Source organism: Microbacterium azadirachtae (assembly GCF_000956545.1).
GTDB lineage: Bacteria > Actinomycetota > Actinomycetes > Actinomycetales > Microbacteriaceae > Microbacterium > Microbacterium azadirachtae.
The window spans coordinates 1-17,509 of record NZ_JYIT01000077.1 but is presented as its reverse complement, the minus strand read 5'-3'; the positions used below and the strand labels follow the sequence as shown (position 1 = coordinate 17,509).

The 17,509-nt window shown below is 68.7% G+C and carries 15 protein-coding genes; 7 read left to right on the top strand and 8 right to left on the bottom strand.

The window, feature by feature from the left end:
- Positions 1–25 precede the first annotated feature (25 nt).
- Positions 26–1,249 (top strand): DNA polymerase domain-containing protein, encoded by a 1,224-nt coding sequence (locus tag RL72_RS10140; protein ID WP_045250723.1) that lies wholly within the window; start codon positions 26–28, stop codon positions 1,247–1,249.
- 49 nt (positions 1,250–1,298) lie between these two features.
- On the opposite strand, the gene RL72_RS10135 is transcribed toward RL72_RS10140, so the two are convergent.
- The 3 genes from RL72_RS10135 to RL72_RS10125 are packed head-to-tail and all read right to left on the bottom strand — an operon-like array spanning position 1,299 to position 4,424.
- Positions 1,299–2,846 carry a tripartite tricarboxylate transporter permease gene (locus RL72_RS10135; RefSeq protein WP_045250722.1) on the bottom strand — a complete coding sequence of 516 codons (1,548 nt, stop codon included), beginning with the start codon at positions 2,844–2,846 and terminating at the stop codon, positions 1,299–1,301.
- Positions 2,846–3,403 carry a tripartite tricarboxylate transporter TctB family protein gene (locus RL72_RS10130; protein ID WP_091481445.1) on the bottom strand — a complete coding sequence of 186 codons (558 nt, stop codon included), beginning with the start codon at positions 3,401–3,403 and terminating at the stop codon, positions 2,846–2,848. Before RL72_RS10130 ends, RL72_RS10135 begins: the two co-directional genes overlap by 1 nt.
- Before the next feature lies 1 nt (position 3,404).
- Positions 3,405–4,424, bottom strand: coding sequence for a Bug family tripartite tricarboxylate transporter substrate binding protein (locus RL72_RS10125; RefSeq protein ID WP_309599118.1), 1,020 nt, complete (start codon positions 4,422–4,424; stop codon positions 3,405–3,407).
- A 159-nt stretch (positions 4,425–4,583) separates the two neighbouring features.
- Here RL72_RS10125 and RL72_RS10120 point away from each other — a divergent pair, with 159 nt between their 5' ends.
- From RL72_RS10120 to RL72_RS10105, 4 genes are all read left to right on the top strand, one after another.
- Positions 4,584–5,828 carry a PAS domain-containing protein gene (locus RL72_RS10120; RefSeq protein WP_248700442.1) on the top strand — a complete coding sequence of 415 codons (1,245 nt, stop codon included), beginning with the start codon at positions 4,584–4,586 and terminating at the stop codon, positions 5,826–5,828.
- 12 nt (positions 5,829–5,840) lie between these two features.
- Positions 5,841–6,341 (top strand): class I SAM-dependent methyltransferase, encoded by a 501-nt coding sequence (locus RL72_RS10115; RefSeq protein ID WP_156156772.1) that lies wholly within the window; start codon positions 5,841–5,843, stop codon positions 6,339–6,341.
- Positions 6,342–7,254: 913 nt separating this feature from the next.
- Positions 7,255–8,277 carry an AraC family transcriptional regulator gene (locus RL72_RS10110; protein WP_045250719.1) on the top strand — a complete coding sequence of 341 codons (1,023 nt, stop codon included), beginning with the start codon at positions 7,255–7,257 and terminating at the stop codon, positions 8,275–8,277.
- Between the two features lie 438 nt (positions 8,278–8,715).
- Positions 8,716–9,291 (top strand): helix-turn-helix domain-containing protein, encoded by a 576-nt coding sequence (locus tag RL72_RS10105; RefSeq protein WP_248700447.1) that lies wholly within the window; start codon positions 8,716–8,718, stop codon positions 9,289–9,291.
- 73 nt (positions 9,292–9,364) lie between these two features.
- Here RL72_RS10105 and RL72_RS10100 read toward each other — a convergent pair whose 3' ends face one another.
- Both RL72_RS10100 and RL72_RS19850 read right to left on the bottom strand, forming a co-directional pair.
- Complete coding sequence (locus RL72_RS10100) at positions 9,365–10,444, bottom strand: helix-turn-helix domain-containing protein (protein WP_156156771.1); 1,080 nt, start codon at positions 10,442–10,444, stop codon at positions 9,365–9,367.
- Entirely contained in the window at positions 10,404–10,661 is a 258-nt protein-coding gene (locus RL72_RS19850) for a hypothetical protein (protein ID WP_156156770.1), read from the bottom strand. Before RL72_RS19850 ends, RL72_RS10100 begins: the two co-directional genes overlap by 41 nt.
- Before the next feature lie 257 nt (positions 10,662–10,918).
- Here RL72_RS19850 and RL72_RS10095 point away from each other — a divergent pair, with 257 nt between their 5' ends.
- Entirely contained in the window at positions 10,919–12,454 is a 1,536-nt protein-coding gene (locus RL72_RS10095; protein ID WP_045250716.1) for an Ig-like domain-containing protein, read from the top strand.
- Between the two features lie 431 nt (positions 12,455–12,885).
- Positions 12,886–14,811 carry a BglG family transcription antiterminator gene (locus tag RL72_RS10090; RefSeq protein ID WP_346218190.1) on the top strand — a complete coding sequence of 642 codons (1,926 nt, stop codon included), beginning with the start codon at positions 12,886–12,888 and terminating at the stop codon, positions 14,809–14,811.
- 29 nt (positions 14,812–14,840) lie between these two features.
- On the opposite strand, the gene RL72_RS10085 is transcribed toward RL72_RS10090, so the two are convergent.
- The 3 genes from RL72_RS10085 to RL72_RS10075 all read right to left on the bottom strand — a co-directional run bounded on the left by RL72_RS10085 (position 14,841) and on the right by RL72_RS10075 (position 17,163).
- A complete protein-coding gene (locus tag RL72_RS10085) occupies positions 14,841–15,323 on the bottom strand; it encodes a hypothetical protein (RefSeq protein WP_156156769.1) in 483 nt (160 codons plus the stop codon).
- A gap of 550 nt (positions 15,324–15,873) precedes the next feature.
- Positions 15,874–16,665 (bottom strand): COG4705 family protein, encoded by a 792-nt coding sequence (locus tag RL72_RS10080; RefSeq protein ID WP_045250713.1) that lies wholly within the window; start codon positions 16,663–16,665, stop codon positions 15,874–15,876.
- Between the two features lie 153 nt (positions 16,666–16,818).
- On the bottom strand, positions 16,819–17,163 hold the full coding sequence (locus tag RL72_RS10075; RefSeq protein ID WP_045250712.1) for a hypothetical protein: 345 nt from the start codon (positions 17,161–17,163) through the stop codon (positions 16,819–16,821).
- Positions 17,164–17,509 lie beyond the last annotated feature (346 nt).

Sequence of the window (17,509 nt, the reverse complement as noted above, 5' to 3'; positions counted from 1 at the left end):
GGGTCACGCGATCTAACGTGGAGTCATGGCAGGGCGAGCCGAGACGTTCATCGAGGTCGACGGAGCCGAGGTGCGCGTGTCGCATCCCGACAAGGTCGTCTTCCCGCACGCGGGGCTGACGAAGCTCGACATCGTCGAGTACTACATCGGAGTCGCGGAGGGGGCCCTGCGCGGCGCCGGCGGACGCCCGATGGTGCTGAAGCGGTTCGTGAAGGGCATCGACGCCGAGCCGTTCTTCCAGAAGCGCGTCCCCGCGCATCCCGACTTCATCGGCACGGCGGTGCTGCGCTACGCCTCGGGCGGCTCCGCGGAGGAGGCGGTGCTCTCCGACGCGGCGGGACTCGCCTGGATCGTGAACCTGGGCTGTCTCGACCTCAATCCGCACGCCGTCCGCGCCGGCGACCTCGATCATCCGGACGAGCTGCGCGTCGACCTGGATCCGATGCCCGGTGTCGACTGGTCGCAGATCGTCGACACCGCCTTCGTCGTGCGCGAGGTGCTCGACGACTGCGGCCTCGTCGGCTGGCCGAAGACGAGCGGATCCCGGGGCATGCACATCCTCGTCCGCATCCGGCCGGAGTGGGACTTCGCCGCGGTGCGCCACGCGGCCGAGACGCTCGCCCGAGAGGTCGAGCGTCGTGCACCGGGGCTCGCGACCGCGCGCTGGTGGAAGGAGGAACGCGGCGAGAGCGTGTTCGTCGACTTCAACCAGAACGCGAAGGACCGCACGGTCGCCTCCGCCTACTCGGTGCGTCCGCTGCCCGACGCGCGGGTGTCGACACCGCTCGCCTGGGACGAGGTGCGCCTGCGTCGCCCCGAGGAGTTCACGGTGCCGAGCGTGCGGGCGCGGTTCGCGGACATCGGGGACCCCCACCGCGGCATCGACGAGGCGGGCGGATCGCTGTCCTCGCTGCTCGCGCTGGCCGACGAGCTCGGCCCGGCGGAGAAGCCCCCGCGCGGCGCCGACGGCTCCGGGCGGCGGGTGTCGAGCATGCCCCTCATCGAGATCGCCCGCACGAAGACCAAGCCCGAGGCGCTCGCCGCGCTGGAGCGGTGGCGCGAGACCCACCCCTCGGCGAGCGCGCTGCTGCACCCCGCCGACGTCCTGATCGACGGCATGCGCGGATCCAGCTCGCTCTGGTACCGGGTGCGCATCAATCTGCAGCACATCCCCGAAGAGGAGCGTCCGCCGCAGGAGCCGCTGCTCGCCGACTACGACCCCTGGGCGGGGAAGGTCTGGCCCGGCTGAGGGCCGGGCGCCGCGGATGCGGCCCCGACCCCCAGGCACGGGTGACGGCTCAGATCTCCCGATCCGCCGACACCGGCACCGCGATCGACTCGGTGAGCGCGAGCTCGTAGCGGCGCTGTCGACGCTTGAGCCAGAGCCCTCCGGCGATGAGCAGCGCCAGCACACCGTATGCCGACGCGGCGAACGGATGCATCACCAGCGTCGTCAGATCCCCCTGGCTCAGCTGCAGCGCTCGACGCAGCTGCGCCTCGCCCATCGGCCCCAGGATCATGCCCACGACCAGCGGCGCGACCGGGTAGCCGTACCGGCGCATGAAGAACCCGAGCACGCCGATGATCAGCAGGATCAGGATGTCGACGACCGAGAAGTTGACCGCGTAGGCGCCGAAGCAGGCGAACAGGAGGATCCCCGCGTACAGGTAGGGTCGCGGGATCTGCAGGAGCTTGACCCACATCCCCACGAGCGGGAGGTTCAGGACCAGCAGGATCACGTTGCCGATGTACAGGCTCGCCACCAGGGCCCAGACCAGTCCCGGCTGGCTGCTGAACAGCTGCGGGCCCGGCTGGATCCCGTACGACTGGAACGCCGTGATGATGATGGCGGCCGTCGCGGTGGTGGGCAGCCCGAGCGTGAGCAGCGGCACGAGCACGCCCGCGGCCGCAGCGTTGTTCGCCGCCTCCGGGCCCGCCACGCCCTCGATCGCACCACGGCCGAACTCGCCCTTGTGCCGGGACAGCTTCCGTTCCGCCGCATAGGAGAGGAACGTCGCCACGTCGGCGCCGCCCGCCGGGATCGTGCCGATCGGGAACCCGATCGCCGTGCCGCGCAGCCAAGGCTTCCATGAGCGCTTCCAGTCCTCGCGGCTCATCCAGCTGCGCCAGCCCCGCGCCACCGGGATGAGGGCGATCGGACCGTGTCGCAGCCGGGCTGCGACGTAGAGCGTCTCCCCCACCGCGAAGAGGCCGACGGCCACGAGCACGACGTCGATCCCGTCGGCGAGCGGCAGCAGGCCCAGCGTGTACCGCTGCTGGCCGGACAGCACCTCGGTGCCGATCAGGCCGAGGAACAGGCCGACCCCGAGCGACACCATGCCGCGCGGCACCGACGAGCCCAGCAGCGCACCCACGGTCACGAACGCGATCACGATGAGGGCGACGTAGTCGGCGGGACCGAGGTTCACGGCGAACCGCGCGAGCACAGGGGCCAGCAGCGTGAGGCCGAGCGTGGCGATCGAGCCGGCGACGAAGGATCCGATCGCGGCGGTCGCGAGCGCCGCCGCTCCCCGGCCGAGCTTGGCCATCTTGTTGCCCTCGATCGCCGTCACGATCGAGGCGGATTCTCCGGGCGTGTTCAACAGGATGCTCGTGGTGGATCCGCCGTACATCCCGCCGTAGTAGATCCCGGCGAACGTGATGAGCGCCGCAGCGGGTTCCAGCGTGTAGGTCAACGGCAGGAGCAGCGCCACCGTCATCGCGGGGCCGATGCCCGGCAGCACGCCGACGGCGGTGCCCAGCAGCACGCCGAGGAAGGCGAACACGAGGTACTGCGGCTGCAGCGCCGTCGCGAAACCCTCCATGAGCAGGTTCCAGCTGTCCATCAGAACATCCCTCCCAGCCAGCCGAGCAGCGGACCCCACGGAAGCGAGAGCCCCAGCAGGCCGCCGAACACGATCTGCACGACCAGCGCCACCGCGGCCCCGATCACGAACGCCAGCCACCAGCGCTTCGCTCCGAGCGACCAGGCGACGCCGCCGAACAGCAGTGCGGCGGCCGGCGCCCAGCCGATGTACTCGAGCAGAGCGAGGTGCGCGACGACGAGCGCGGTGATCTTCGCGAGCGTGAGCCAGTCGGTCGGCAGGCTCTCATCGATGTCCTCCCCCTCCTCCGCCTGCGCCCGCTGTCCGCGGAGCACGCCGACCAGCACGGCGACCGAGGCCACCAGCAGGATCGCGGACACGAGGATCGGGAACACGGTCGGCCCGACCGTGGCCCCGGCGGGCACGCGGATCCCGAAGACGCCGACGAGGGCGAAGATCCCGAGCCCGAGCATGATGAGGGCGAACACGAGCTCGCCCACCGGGACGGACGGTCGTGCGGGCCGGATCTCGCCGACCCGCACGAGCGAGGGATCCGTCCCCGGAGTCCCTGTGGTCATCTCAGCCGACCAGGCCGATGTTCTTCAGCGTCGCCGAGACGTCCTTGATGTTGCCGGCGAGGAACTCGTCGAACTCCGCCCCGACGAGGAAAGCGTCGTTCCAGCCGCGCTCCTTCAGCACGCCGCTCCACGCGCCCGTGTCGTGGAGCGCGGTGACGACCCGCTCCAGCTCGGCCTTGCGGGCCTCGTCGATGCCGCCCGGGGCGACGACACCGCGCCAGTTCGTGAGCACGACGTCGTAGCCCTCGTCGGTGATGGTGGGGGTGTCGGGGAGCTGCGCCACCGTCTTCTCGGACGAGACGGCGAGCGCGCGCATGTCGCCGGACTCGATGTGCTGCACGAACTCACCCACCCCGGAGATGCCCGCCGACACCTGGTTCCCGATGATGAGCGACGTCGCCTCTCCGCCGCCCGAGTTGGGCACGTAGTTCAGCTTCTGCGCGATATCGGCGCCCTTGAGCCCGGCCGCCTCGAGCAGCAGCCCCGCGAGGATGTGGTCGGCGCCTCCGGCCGATCCACCGGTCACGGTGACGCCCTGGCCCTTGGCGACGATGTCCTTCACCAGATCCTCGAGCGTCTTGTACGGGGACGCGGCCGGGACGACCACGACGAGCGGCTCGTCGGTGAGCCGAGCGATCGGAGTGGTGTCCTCGATCCGCACCTTCGCCTTGTTCGTCTCGACCGCGCCGACCATCACCAGACCGGTGACCATCAGCGTGTCGGGGTTCTTCTCGTTGGCGAGCTGTGCGAGGCCCACCGTGCCGCCGGCGCCGCCCACGTTGGTGACCGATGCCGAGGTGACGATCTTCTCGTCGAGCAGGGTCTTCGAGATCGCACGGCCGGTCTGATCCCAGCCGCCTCCGGGGTCGGCCGGGACGACGATCGACACGGCCGTCGTCTTCTTCGCGGACTCCTTGCCGGCGCCGCCTGCCGACGCTCCGCCGGAACAGGCGGACAGGGCCAGCAGGCCGGCCGTGGCGAGGGCCAGGGCCCCCATCGAACGCTTCATCGCAGTTCTCACTTCACTCCTCCTCGAGTGCTCTTGGTGCCCTGCCACGGTAGGGATCGGCCGAGGGTCCGCGAGGGTTCCGGAAGCATTGGTCCGAGTTACGCAACTATTGGTCGTGATCGGCATCGTCAGGCGGGCTCCGGTCCTCGCGCGCGCGTGCACAATGGACGAATGGCCTCGAAGACGATGCCGGCGCGCATGACGCTGCGCGCACAGCTGCTCGCCCTGCAGGCGCTGATCCTGTGCGTCGTGACGATCGCCGCGGGCCTTGCTGCGGGCGCGTTCCAGGAGCGGGCGATCCGCGACTCGTACCGGGATCGGATGCAGGCCGTCGCACAGTCGATCGCGTCGCTGCCGACGATCCGCGAGGCCTTCCGCGATGCGGATCCGTCCTCGACGATCCAGCCGGTCGCCGAGGTGATCCGAGAGGCCTCCGACCTCGCTTACGTGGTGGTGGCCGACGCCCACGGCATCCGGTACTCCCACCCGAACCCGGCACTGATCGGCAAGAAGGTCTCCACCGATCCGTCGATCCCGCTCTCCGGCGAGGTCTACGTCGGCACGCAGACGGGCACGCTCGGCACGAGCTGGCGGGTGAAGGTGCCGGTCCGGAGCGACGCGGGATCGGTGATCGGCACCGTGTCCGTCGGGATCCTGGAGTCGGAGCTGCGCGCCGACTTCATCGGCAATCTCGCCTGGCTCATCGGCGCCATGCTCGCGGCCGCCCTCATCGGCCTGCTCGGCGCGGCGTGGGTGACCTCGGTCATCCGCGCCCGCATCCATCGCCTCGAGCCCGAGCAGATCACGGCGCTCGTGAAGAGCCACGAGACCACGATGCACCGTCTCAGCGAGGGCGTCATCGTCGTCGACGAGGACGGCGTGATCACGCTCGTGAACGACGCCGGAGCCGACCTGGTCGGCCGCGATACCGACACCCTCACCGGAGCCGCGGCCGCGGAGGCCCTGCCCCCGGAGCTCGTGAAGATCCTGGACGAGGGCGAGCCCTCGGGGCGGCCGGTGATCCTCGGTCCTCGCGTCGTGGTCGCCCGCAGCACAGGGTCGACCGTGGACGGGGCCCGCGCCGAGGCGACGCTGCTCCTGCGCGATCACACCGAGCTGCACGACGTGGTGCGCCGGGTCGACGCCGCCGACGCCATCATCGCGTTCCGGCAGCGTGCGGGCGTTCCGAAGGGCCTCAGCACCGAGACGCTGGACCGCGTGGTGCGGGCGCTCGCCGCCCGCGACGACGCCTCCGCTACGGAGGTCGCGGAAACGCTGTCGATGTCCCGGGTCAGCGCACGACGCTATCTCGAGTACCTGGCCAGCGTCGGCCGCGCCTCGCGCAGCCTGGACTACAGCACCAAGGGCAGGCCAGGCAGCCGCTACCGCCTGATCGACGCGCCCTCGCCGGGCTGAGCATCCGTTCCTGTGCCCTGGACAGCGTCGGGCCGACGGCAGTTCGGCGTGATGTTCTTCCCGGATCGGCCGGCCGCGCATCGGCAGGTCCACCGGGTGCCGCGCCCGGGCGGCGCGGCGCTGTTCTCCACCTGGGACGCGGTCGAGACCAACGCGGTCGCGCGGGCCGTCGACGAGGCGTACCGGCAGGTGCTTCCCGATGCGCCGCCGAACGTGATCACCCGCGTCGCGCACGGGTATCACGATCCCGAGGAGATCCGCCGCGATGCCGAGGCGGGCGGCCTCGTGGTCGACGCCGTCGAGGCGGTCGACCTGATCGGAGCGGCGCAGTCGGCGGCCGCCGCGGCCGCCGCGCTCCCGCACGGCAGCCCGCTGCGCGCAGAGCTCGAGCCGTACGGCGACCGGGTCCGCGCCCGGATCGAGGCGATCGCTGCGGAGCTCCTCGCGCAGCGCTTCGGCACCGGCCCGATCCGCACGCCGCTCCGGGCCTTCGTGGTCACGGCGCACCGCTGACCAGAGGCCGATGCCGAGCGTCGCTCCGAAGGGCAGTCGTTCTGCATCGCGGAGTCGTCAGGATGTCGCGTCGTTCTTTCGTGGGTAATCGCGGCCACGGGGTCGAACGTAGGTTATCCAGATGGGGAAAAAATTCTGGCATACCGGAAACACGAAATCGGATCGCACGTCTCGCCCGAGCCAGGAGTATTCGACACCCTGGCTTCTGAGAGAGGTCGCGGGGGCACCGGTGTGGGCGATGATCGCATTCGGCGCGGTGATTCTCGGAATCGCGGCGCTTTACATTCTGCACAGGTGAGCACGAACGACTGAAGCGCCATGGACGACGTGAAGGTGCCTCACGCATTCCGCTGGCACGCGAGCCGGTGAGGCACCTCCTGGGAACCTCGCAACGCCGGGTTCCTGTGCCGCTGACTGCGAATCGCGACAGCTAGATCCTCGGCGAGGGAGTGCCGACGACGCCACCCCGCGCACAAACGAGGGACATTCACGCAGCTTGCAGCGACAGAGCGCCCTGGCCGCAGGACGTCGCCACGGTCTTCCGCCGCGGATCGGACATTCTGTCGCAGGAAACTTAGTCATTTGTCGCAAGGAACGCGAGTGACCTTCCGCGCCGTCGAGGGCACTGCGAACCTGGGCACACCTCCCCACCTGGTACGAGCGCTGTGTCCCCCGATGCGCGTGCCGACTTGTTCCATACACGCGAGGACCATTCATGAACTCTTCCGCCCGGTGCTGCCCGGAGTCGACCCGTTGCGCTCTGGACCCGCTCCCGCTCTTCGAAGACAGCCTGCGGTAGAAGCGGTCCGGCTCCCCGCCACGAGCACCTCACCCGCACCGGCACCGGCACGGAAGCCTCTGACCGGTGACGGCACGCATGCTCGCTCGCGGCGACGCCGCTCCACGACGAACCATGACCTCGATCGAAAGAACCGCCGCGTCGACCGTGCCTGTCCCTCCCCCGCGTCCTGAACGCAGTTACGCGTACTACGGAATCGCATCGCACGGCGACGACGTCCGCACGGACTTCCACCGACTGGGCTGGACCTTCTCTCACGGCCAGAGCGACTCTCACCTGTTCGCGGACCACATCGTCTTCGCCAACGTCCAGTTCTCACGGATCTGGTCCAGCTGCGGCGTGCGCGCATCCCGCCCGTCGGAGGGTCGGGTGCTGGTCGTGGGATCGGTCGAAGGCGCTATGACGATCGAGACGCCCTTGGGCTCGAAGGTGCTGCAACACGACCAGCTCGCGGTGCTCGACACCTCGCTGGGCGTCACCATCGGACACCGCGCGCATGTCGCCGTGTACGAGATCAGCCTCCCTTCACGGGAGATCGCCGTGCTCGCCGAACGCCTGCGCCTCGGCGACATCGTCGTCCTGGAACGTGCGACGCCGCAGGCGCTGGTCTCCATGTTGAACGCGATGTTCAACGAGCGCCTCGATGTCGCGCTTCCCGGCAACGCGTACCGGCGTCCCGCCGTGGTCGATCTCCTGGCAGCCACGATGCTCGATGAGCTCGGGGGCGACAAAGAGACGAAGCCTGGTGCGCACGACCGACTCGTCCGCGATGCGAGGATGATCATCGATCAGCACTTCAGCTCCCCCGGCTTCAATGCCGCGACCCTCGCGAAGATGCTGTACCTGTCCCGATCGCAGCTGTATCGCGCGTTCGAGAGCCACCACTCGACTCCTCGCACGGAGATCCTGCAGCGCCGGCTCAAAGAGGTGGCGCGCCAGCTGGGTGTGGATCCGCACACTCTCAGCGAACAGTCCGGGCGACTGCTCGACGCCGCACTCGAGTCCTCGGGCTTCGGCAGTCGACGCGCTCTCGCTCGGGCGATCGCCTCGCTCAACCCGGCGCGGGACGGGCTCGCCGCGCCCGCCGACCCGCACCTTCCGGACCCGGCGGATCATCCTGATCGAGACCCGCACTGAGATGCCGGACGAAGTGTTTGCATCCTGTGCCGACATGTCGCGCGTTCCCTCCTCGCTGGCGTCGAGGCGCGACACGCGAACTAGCTTTTTCCTAGTCGACCGGGGCGTCGGTGAACAATCGCGACTCTGGGAGGGCGGAGCATGATCGGCAGGGGGAATGCCGCGACCGTTCTGGGTCGTCTGGGCGCCGAGTGGACTCGCCCTATCGCGACGGCTCCCTTCAGACGCGTCCTGACGACTCATCACCTTTTCGACGCGGGCTCGAGGCTCTCTTGGCCGGCGCAGTCGGCACACGACGACTCCGACGCCGTCGCCGGAATGCTCTTCTCCCAGCGGCCGATCCGTCTCCTCGGACGAGACCGCGGCGGCGAGGCACGCGCCGTCTTCCTTCACCCTCGCCATCCACTCCAACTGTCCGCGACGGCGGCGACCAGCGTGATGGCGGTCTGGCTCCCCTGGTCCTCTGTCCGCGAGATCGAGCCGGTGATGCGTGCCGCGACTCGCGTGGAGACGAACTCTCCTCTGATTCGTGCCGCGTGGTCGTTTCTCGCCTCTCTGCTCACGGAGCAATCCGATCCCACCCTGTATTCCGACTATCTGGTCGAGCGACTTCTTGTGGAGATGGTCTTCGGCATGCTCGTGGAAACGGCGCCGACCCCGTTGCCCGGCCCCAACGACACCGCGATGATCGCGCGGGCGCGAACCCTGATGCTCATGAACCGGAGCGACCCGAGCTTCACCGTTCAAGCCGTATCGAAGGCGCTCCATCTCTCGCTGCGACAGCTGCAACGGGTCTTCGCCGCCGCCGGCAGCAGCCCGGCTGCCGAGTTGCGCATGCTCCGGGTCGACCTGGCGTGCGAGCTGATCCGCGATGAGGACTACGCCGGAATGGGTGTCCTCGACATCGCCTTGCACTCCGGCTTCCGCAACAGCAGCGGGATGAGGCGCGCGTTCGCCGCCGCGGGGCTCGCCACCCCTGGGAGAATGCGCGCAGAAGGCACGAGCTCCCGCTAGCCACGACGATCGCGCGCAGACGACCGGCCGCCGCCTGCCACAGTCCTCGGAACGGGGGCTCCCGGCGCTACGCCTACGCGGGGTCGTTCAACGCCTTGAGGGCACGGCGCAGGGTGCTCGCGGAGCCGAAGCCCGGCTGCCGGCTGAGTCTGGACACCGGGATGTTCTCCTCCTCGGCGAGGCTTCGCGCAGCGGTGAGCGCACGCTGGTGCCGAAGCTCTTCGGCGACGCCGCGCGGGCGATCGGCGAAGGCTCGATACAACGTGCTCGTCGACACGTTGAGCTGATCCGCGATTCGTCGTGCGTCGAGTCCACTGTCCGTGTGCTGATCGGTGATGATCTCGATCGCATCCTCCCAGAGGGACCTCGACGGCACCCGAGCCGCCCGGACGAGCGCGCGCGCGGAGCCTTTCAGGAGGCTGCGCATGGCCGCCGTGCTCTCGCCCTGCTCCGGGGAGCTCGAATCGATCAGCGCCCGCAGAAGAGAGTAGGAAGCCTGGAACACGCTCGATGACGGATGCAACGCCCCCACGGTCTCAGGCGTCAGGTCGAAGGGCTGGACAGCGTCCGTCTCGAACGCGAACGCGATCGCCTCGACCGGCGACGACGTCCCCAGGGTGATCGCCGTCTGCTCCGGAAAGGGCATCAGGATCGCCTCGCCCGACGCGACGTGGCGCGAGCCGTCGGCTCCGATCGCCATCCTCCCTCGAGCGACGAACACCACCGCGAATCGGTGCCTGCCCGAGCGCGCGCTCGGCCTCCAGACGATGTGACCCGTCCTCGCGCGCACGCGAGCGACGACGTATTCGTCCAGTCGGAGGATCCGCGCGAACACTGAGCTGATCTCGGCGTCGCGCAGATGCACATTGGCCCCCGCGAGCAGGGTGTCCAGCCGTCCCCGCTTCATCGTCCTCGGGTCGAAGATCGCACGCTCGTATCCCGAGAACGACGACTCATCGAGCTTCGATCGCCGGATGGCTCCCTCTAATACCACTACGAACTCCCCCCGTGTCGGCCGTCGCGGAGCGCTGTCCCGCAGGCGCAGGGGTCGAGACCACCCCCGCACCGTCGAGCGCCCCCAGGGGTCGACGACTACCCCCCGATTATCAAGATCATCGCCGCAGAGAATCGCCGCCCGACGCAACATCGACAAGATGCGCCAGGATGGTTCGGCTATGAGTCAGAATGGCGACCGGAAACGGAATGACACGCCTTTCGACGCCGGATCCGAAATTCACGTCGAGCTCGGTCAGCAAAATGCGCGAAAAAGCGTGCGGCGCTTCGCAGCGATGCCGTAAGACGACAGAAGATGCGCCCTTCCGTGCAAATCGTGTCAGATGCACAGCACTCCAGGCCGCGACGAGGAGCATGCCGCGATACACGGCACACCAAGCACGACGCTTGAACTCGAATCGCGGCCTGAATCATGGCCGACCTGCTTCTGAGAAGCAGAGTCCTCTGCGCGCACCATCGCCGCGGGAGTGGCCGCCGCGACATCACACCACATCACAACCATGGGGGAAAAATGCGCAGACGCAAGATCGCGTCGACGATGATAGCCGCGCTGCTGTTTACCGGTGCTGCCGGAGTAGCGACGGCCTCCGCTGCTCAGGCGGTGGAACAGCCGGTGACCATCACCAACGCGAAGGTGCTGCTGAACGGCGTCGAAGTCGATCCGAACACGGTGATCAAGACCGGTCAGCAGCTGCGGTTCCAGGCAGACTGGAGCGTGACCGGCCAAGTGTCCGCGGGCGACACCTTCAGCGTTCCGCTTCCCACCTCCGTGCAGCTCGTCTCCTCCGCTCCGTTCTTCCTTGTCGAGGACGGGGTGAACCTCGCCCGTTGCGTGTACAACCAGGACAGCATCCTGTGCACGTTCCAGCCCGGGGGGCCGTACGGCAGCCCCCACGGCGACATCTGGTTCGTCGCGTCGTTGAAGGCGTCGACTGCCGGGGAGACCCCGAAGTGGGACGTCGGCGGGTCTCCGATCGCCCTCCCGGTGCCGATTCCGGCGACCCAGGGCCCCTGGACGCCCCCGTTCGGCACGAGCAAGAGCGGCTACGGCGAGATCGTCGACGGCAAGGCCCTGATGACGTGGAACGTCTACATGTGGCCGGGATCCGGCCCCGCCGCGAACGAGGCGGTGCGGAAGTTCGACGTCTCCGACACCCTCGATTCGAGCTCCCCGAACCAGCCCCACGTGCTCGTCCCGGACTCGTTCGTCCTCACCCGCTGGCAGCGGGATCCCGCCGATCCGACACAGGGCGTGCCCGGGTCGTCCGTGACGCTGCCGCTGGACGGAAGCTACCAGGCCGGCAGCGCGGGATATCTGGGCGAGACGTTCAGCGCCCCCGTCGTCGACAGCTCTCGGACCAGCTACAGCTTCACGCTCGACAACCTCGTCTACGGATACGAGTACCGGCTGAGCTACAAGACCGAGGCGACCGGCGCAGTTTCGTTCGCCACGGATCTGTTCGCGAACACCGCGACCGTGAACGGCAAGCCCCTGCCCGCGACCGCCACACCGCGCGCGTACGGCGGAGGAGGTGCCGAGGCGAGCGGGTACACGTCCTTCTCTGTGTCGAAGCACCTCACCAACAACTCCCGGGCCACGATGCCGGATTCGTTCGACCTCGTCGCGAACGCGGGGAGCGCGACAGAGACCGTCCACGTTCCCTCGGACGGCACTCCGGTGAACTCGGGCTACTTCCCCGTGGGCACCACCATCTCGCTCTGCGAGACGGCCGCCCACGTGTCCGGAGTCACGTGGCGGAAGTACGTGATCACGGGTGACGGCATCACCGGCCCGGATGCGAAGGGGTGCTACAGCCTCGACGGAAAGGGCGGCGAGCGCATCTCGCTCGTGCTGACCAACGTCGCCGACGCCGTGGTCGTCCCGCCGAAGCCCACGCCGACGCCCACCCCAACGGTGAAGCCGACGCCCACCGTGACGCCGACCCCGGCGCCCTCGACGACCCCGAAGCCCACCTCGACCCCCGTGCCGTCGACGCCGGCAACGGCGCCTCCGACCGACAAGTCGGGTCTGGCGAGCACGGGAGTCGACGGCGCCGTCCTCGCCGCCGTCGTCCCGGTCGCGCTTCTCCTCGTGCTGATCGGCGGCGGCGCGGTCCTCCTGGGTCGACGTCGCTCCACGTCGAACTAGCCGACGCGCACACAACGAAGAGGACGACGGGCGATGGTCCGTCGTCCTCTTCCGCGCGCCCAGGCCGTGGCGAGATGCCGTGAGTCGGATGTGCGCGGCCGACGTCCCCCGAGGTCGGCCGCGCAAGGGCCTCAGCGAAGAGGAACCGCAGCCGAGAACGCCGCCGGATGGTCCCCAATCCGGCGCGTCGAATCCGGCGACTCAGCACCCTCACCCTGGGAAGGAAGGCAAAGCAGGGTGCCCGCCGCCGGAACTGCGGTCCGGGCCGAAGTCGGCCCGCCCGGGAACAATCCTCGGATTGATTCAGCCGCGCGACCAATCTGTCGCGTTCCCCCTACGCGGAAGAACTCGAATGTCCCTGTGACCGTCCACGGCCACGTGCCCGCTGTCAGGATGGGTGGGCTTCGGCGGGCGAGGGGTTCTCTCGGACCATGACGATTTGGGGGACGATGTCTTCAGGGCGCAAGGAGCGGTTACTCGGTCTCCTGATCGAAGACAACGGCTGGATCAGTTCCCGGCGGTTGGCGGACCACGTCGGCGTGACGACGCGCACCGTGCGCAACTACGTGGCTGAGCTGAACTCGCGGGGTCCCGACCTTGTCATCGAATCGGGTCCGGGCGGATATCGTGCCGCTGAGGGGGCTCGAGGCCTGCGAGACCGAGGGTACGGAAGCTCTCCTCGAGCACGTCGTGACGTCCTTGTGCGCCGGCTCGTCGATGTCGATGAGGGCTTCGACGTGTTCGAGATGGCGTCGGAGCTGTTCATCAGCGAGTCGACCCTGGAGACCGACCTGGGCAGGGCCCGAGCGATGCTCGCGGGGACGCCGTTGAGTCTGAGGCGGATCGGGGATCGCGTTCGGCTGTCGGGAAGCGAGATCGCGCGCCGGCGACTGCTGAGTCGCCTCGCACACGATGAGCTCGACGCGTCGGCCGAGCCCGCGGCCGCCTATCGCGGGACGCGAGGCGGCCGCGGGCCGTCAGCGCAGGCTATGGACCCCTTCAAGGTCGATCTCGTCCGCAGCCTCGACGCGCTCGGCTACTACGTCAACGAGCTCGCGATCTCCGATGTGCTCCTCCACATCGCGATCTCAGCCGAACGCGTCATGGCCGGCCACCCGATCGATGCCCCGAGCGCGCCCGAGGATCCCGAGGTCTCAGCGATCGCCCACGTCCTGCAGGAGCTCGTCGAGACCGCGTTCGGACTCGAACTGGGGGAAGGAGATCTCGACCATCTTGCACGGCTCGTGCTCTCTCGGCTGGTGACCCCCGGCAGGACGAAAGTCGAGGCGGCAGGACTGATCGATGCGGACGTTCACGGAGCCGTGCGTGCGGCGGCGGCTCACGTCGCACGCGCGTACGCCGTCGAGTTGGACGACGAGCAGTTCTTGCTGCGGCTGGCCTTGCACGTGCAGAACCTGCGGCGGCGCGTCAACGAGCAGACCACGGCCCGAAACCCGCTCACTCGCACCCTCAAGAGCGCATACCCGCTGCTCTTCGAGATCGCCGTCGCCTTCGCGGACGACCTTCATCGGCGTCTGGGTCTGCCGTCGGATGAGGATGAGATCGCGTATCTCGCGATGCACATCGGCGGGCACCTGGAGCAGGCGCGACGCACAGCCGACGTCGTCACCGTCACCATCGTGTGCCCGGGGTACTACGAGCTCCACGAGATCCTGCGGTCGCGGGTGGGCCGCTCGTTGGGCGTGGCCATCGATGTGATCCAGGTGCTCACGCGAGTCGATCCCGATTGGGACAGCCTCACGACCGACCTGGTGCTGAGCACCATTCCGTCACCGCTGCCACCCGATCGCGTCGTGCGGATCCACCCGTTCCTGACAGAGGCCGACGTCGAGACGACGCAACGAGCCGCGGCGCGCGTGCGGAGGTCGAGACGGCTCGGTCGTCTTCGCGCCGAGCTCTCCCGGTATCTGTCGGAGGCTGCCTTCCTCTATCCGTTGCCCGACGACGGCGAGGAGGTCATCATCCGGAAGCTGGGTTCGCTCCTTCTCCACGAGGGAGTCGTCGATCAGACCTACATCGACAACACGATCGCCCGAGAGCAGATCTCGTCGACGGCCTTCACGGCGGCGTTGGCGGTGCCTCACGCCCTGCAGATGACGGCACGCCGGACGGCGATAGCGATCGGCGTCGCCGACGGTTCCGTGCGATGGGGCTCCGGGCGGGTACAGGTCGTGGCATTCGCGGCCTTCAGCGGGAACGATCGGGCGGCTTTTCAGACCGTGCTCGAACAACTCGCGGAGGTCTTCAGCGAGGGCGAGAGTGTGCAGCGCATCGTCCGCCGCGGCAGGACGTTCGCCGTGTTCTTCGATGAGCTCGTCGCCGCCATCGACCGGTGAGCCGGCAGCGCTCCCCGGTCGGAACACGGTCAGCGCTGACGAGCCGGGATCACGCCGACCTCGTGGAGGAAGCCCCAGAGACGGAACGCGGTCAGCGTCATGCCCCCCTCGTCGACGACGACCCGCTCCTGCCCGACCACGCGATGCACACGATGGGAAACCAGCAGGGCGGCCGTCGGCGCATGCGGAGACGGACCGCGTCCGATACGCATCACATCGCGCCCCAGCGGATCGATCGCTGATCCGAGGATCAGCAGGTCGTCCGCCAGCAGCACTCGACGAAGCAGCTGCCTGTGCTGCTCATCGGTCAGCGTCCAGTGCCGGAAGATCCTCCCGACGGTCTGCACCAGTTCGTCGCCGTTGACCCCTGCACGAAAGCCGTAGTCGAACAGAAGCCGATCCACGTCGTCGGCCGACGCACGGGGAAGACGTCTCCGGGGAGTCAGCAGCTCTCCCTCGGCATAGCGCCGCGTGTCGACCACCCGGCCGGCCAGACGCTCGGCCGTCAGCACAGGACCATCGATGGTCGGATCGTAGAAGTCCCCCTCATGGATCACCCGTCGGCCGGAGCCGCCCTTGGTCCATTTCAACGTCTCGATGACGAGCCGACCGTCGCCTCGTTCGGATCTCTTCCAGGACAGGGTGCGCGACGCTCTCATCGGCCGGGCCACGTCGTGCCCCGCGCCGTCACTGATCGGAGCAAGCGGGTGGATCGACATGGATGTTCTCTCTCGGGTCAGCCGACCCGCACAGGGCGGCCAAGGCTCCCCCAGTGTGGCGTCCCCGCGGGGCGGCTCGACAAGCGGTTTGTTTCCGCGGATACGGAAGTTCGCGGCCGCTCGTCGATGCACCGCGGTCGACAGCAGATCGCGTCCAGAGACTCGCGTAATAATCCCTGCGTTCGCGGGTCTCCTCATTCGACGGATCAGCCGCTACCCAGACGATCTCGGATCGGACGTGGCTGACGATCGTTGGGCACCGTATCCCCGATGCCCGATGCGGCCGGTGTCCCACAGTTCCGCCGGCCGCATCACACCCACGATGGCGGCGTGCGATGCGAGCTCAGACAGGCCGGGACTGGACTGTGCGGGCGCCGGTTTCGAGGTCGGAGCCGTTGCGAGAGCGACGCATCGTCGCGACGACGATGACCATCAGGATCGCGCATCCCAGGGCGACCCAACCGGAACCGACCCCGACGCCGCCCTCGGTCGTCGGCTTGCCGAGCGCGTCGGCGATCGAGGCGCCGAGCGGCCGGGTGAGCACGTACGCCGCCCAGAAGGAGAGAGTCCCGTTCCAACGCAGGAACCGGAACCCCAGAGCGGGAACGAGGATGAGCACGGCGAACAGGACGATCGACGGCACGTAGCCCAGCCCGAGGCCCACCGCCGCGAGGTCGCCCGCGGCCGTGCCGAGAGCGAACGTGGCCACGACGGCCGCCCAGTAGAACAGCTCTCGACGCGTCGTGCGGACTTCGTGCACCGACACGGAGCCCTCGATCCGCGACCACAGCAGGAACACGACGCCCAGGGCGAGCGCGTAGACGACCGTCGTCACCGCATACGGAAGCCCGATCACGACGTGCACCACGTCGGCGGCCATGGTGCCGAACACCCCGACCATCGCCACGGTGAGCCAATACACCCCCGGAACATGACGGCGGCGGGTGAGCTGCCAGGTGAGGGCTCCGCTGAAGAGCACGAAGCCGAGAAGCACAGCGAGCACAGGCGGCATCACATGAATCGAGAAGTCCGACGCCGCTTCACCGAACGCGGTCGACGCGGCCTTCGCCAGCCAGAAGCCGGCCGTGGGATCGGGGACGCGAGATGCCGTTCGCGCGTCGTCATGTCCGGTCATGGTCGCTCCCCGGTCTGCGGCCCGTCTGGTCCCGCCGACTGCGGATCCGCAAGGACGTTATCGGCGGCGTTTAGGCGTGCGCTGACAGCCGCAGGCGCTTGGCGCTCGAGCGCGCGGCGTCCGTGGCGGTCCATTGCGGAGGACGACACCCGGTCAGGTCGCAGACCAGCTGATGACGACGACGCCCCCGCCGCGTTCCGCCACGGCGCAGCCGATCTTCACCAACCGCTGCTCGGGAGGAAGGTCGGGAGCGACGGGCGGGAGCGTCACGGTGGCCAGGTAGGAGAGGCGGTAGAGATCCCCCTCCCAGACGCCGTCGGGCGCCGCGGATGAGCGTTGCGCGACGAAGCCGCCGGGATACTGCGCGACCCCCTGGGCGTCGCACGTCGTGAGAGACCCGGTTTCGACGCGGGACTTCGGATCGGTGGACGATGCGAGGGTCTCCGTGGGGCTCGGGGTGGGCGAGGCGCTCGGAACCGACGCGCGAGCGCCGTCCATCTCAGAATCGGTGCCAGAACACGAGGTCGTGAGCAGTGCCATGGCCACGATCCCAAGGACAGTCAGAATCCGCATGCGGTCATCCGGGCATCTCGAGTACCCGCGCGAGGCGGTGAGATCCGGGTCCGAAGCCCACCGGCGAAACCGTGGCATCAGGATCCGACTCGCGTCCTCGACGCTCGGCGCGGCGCTCTCGGTCTCGTCGGTGCAAGGCGGTCGCCGTGTACGGTGCCGGACGGCAGCTCCTGCTCGTCACTGCGGTAATAATCCCCGTGGTACTGATACCCGTAATACGCAGCACCACTACCCCGACGCGGAACCTTGTTCAACACCAAACCCAAAGCAC

Bases quoted from the DNA above. Each gene is read 5' to 3' on its own strand.
- RL72_RS10140 (WP_045250723.1), top strand. From the start codon at position 26: ATGGCAGGGCGAGCCGAGACGTTCATCGAGGTCGACGGAGCCGAGGTG.
- RL72_RS10135 (WP_045250722.1), bottom strand. From the start codon at position 2,846: ATGGACAGCTGGAACCTGCTCATGGAGGGTTTCGCGACGGCGCTGCAG.
- RL72_RS10130 (WP_091481445.1), bottom strand. From the start codon at position 3,403: ATGACCACAGGGACTCCGGGGACGGATCCCTCGCTCGTGCGGGTCGGC.
- RL72_RS10120 (WP_248700442.1), top strand. From the start codon at position 4,584: ATGGCCTCGAAGACGATGCCGGCGCGCATGACGCTGCGCGCACAGCTG.
- RL72_RS10110 (WP_045250719.1), top strand. From the start codon at position 7,255: ATGACCTCGATCGAAAGAACCGCCGCGTCGACCGTGCCTGTCCCTCCC.
- RL72_RS10105 (WP_248700447.1), top strand. From the start codon at position 8,716: ATGGCGGTCTGGCTCCCCTGGTCCTCTGTCCGCGAGATCGAGCCGGTG.
- RL72_RS19850 (WP_156156770.1), bottom strand. From the start codon at position 10,661: ATGCTCCTCGTCGCGGCCTGGAGTGCTGTGCATCTGACACGATTTGCA.
- RL72_RS10090 (WP_346218190.1), top strand. From the start codon at position 12,886: ATGACGATTTGGGGGACGATGTCTTCAGGGCGCAAGGAGCGGTTACTC.
- RL72_RS10080 (WP_045250713.1), bottom strand. From the start codon at position 16,665: ATGACCGGACATGACGACGCGCGAACGGCATCTCGCGTCCCCGATCCC.
- RL72_RS10075 (WP_045250712.1), bottom strand. From the start codon at position 17,163: ATGGACGGCGCTCGCGCGTCGGTTCCGAGCGCCTCGCCCACCCCGAGC.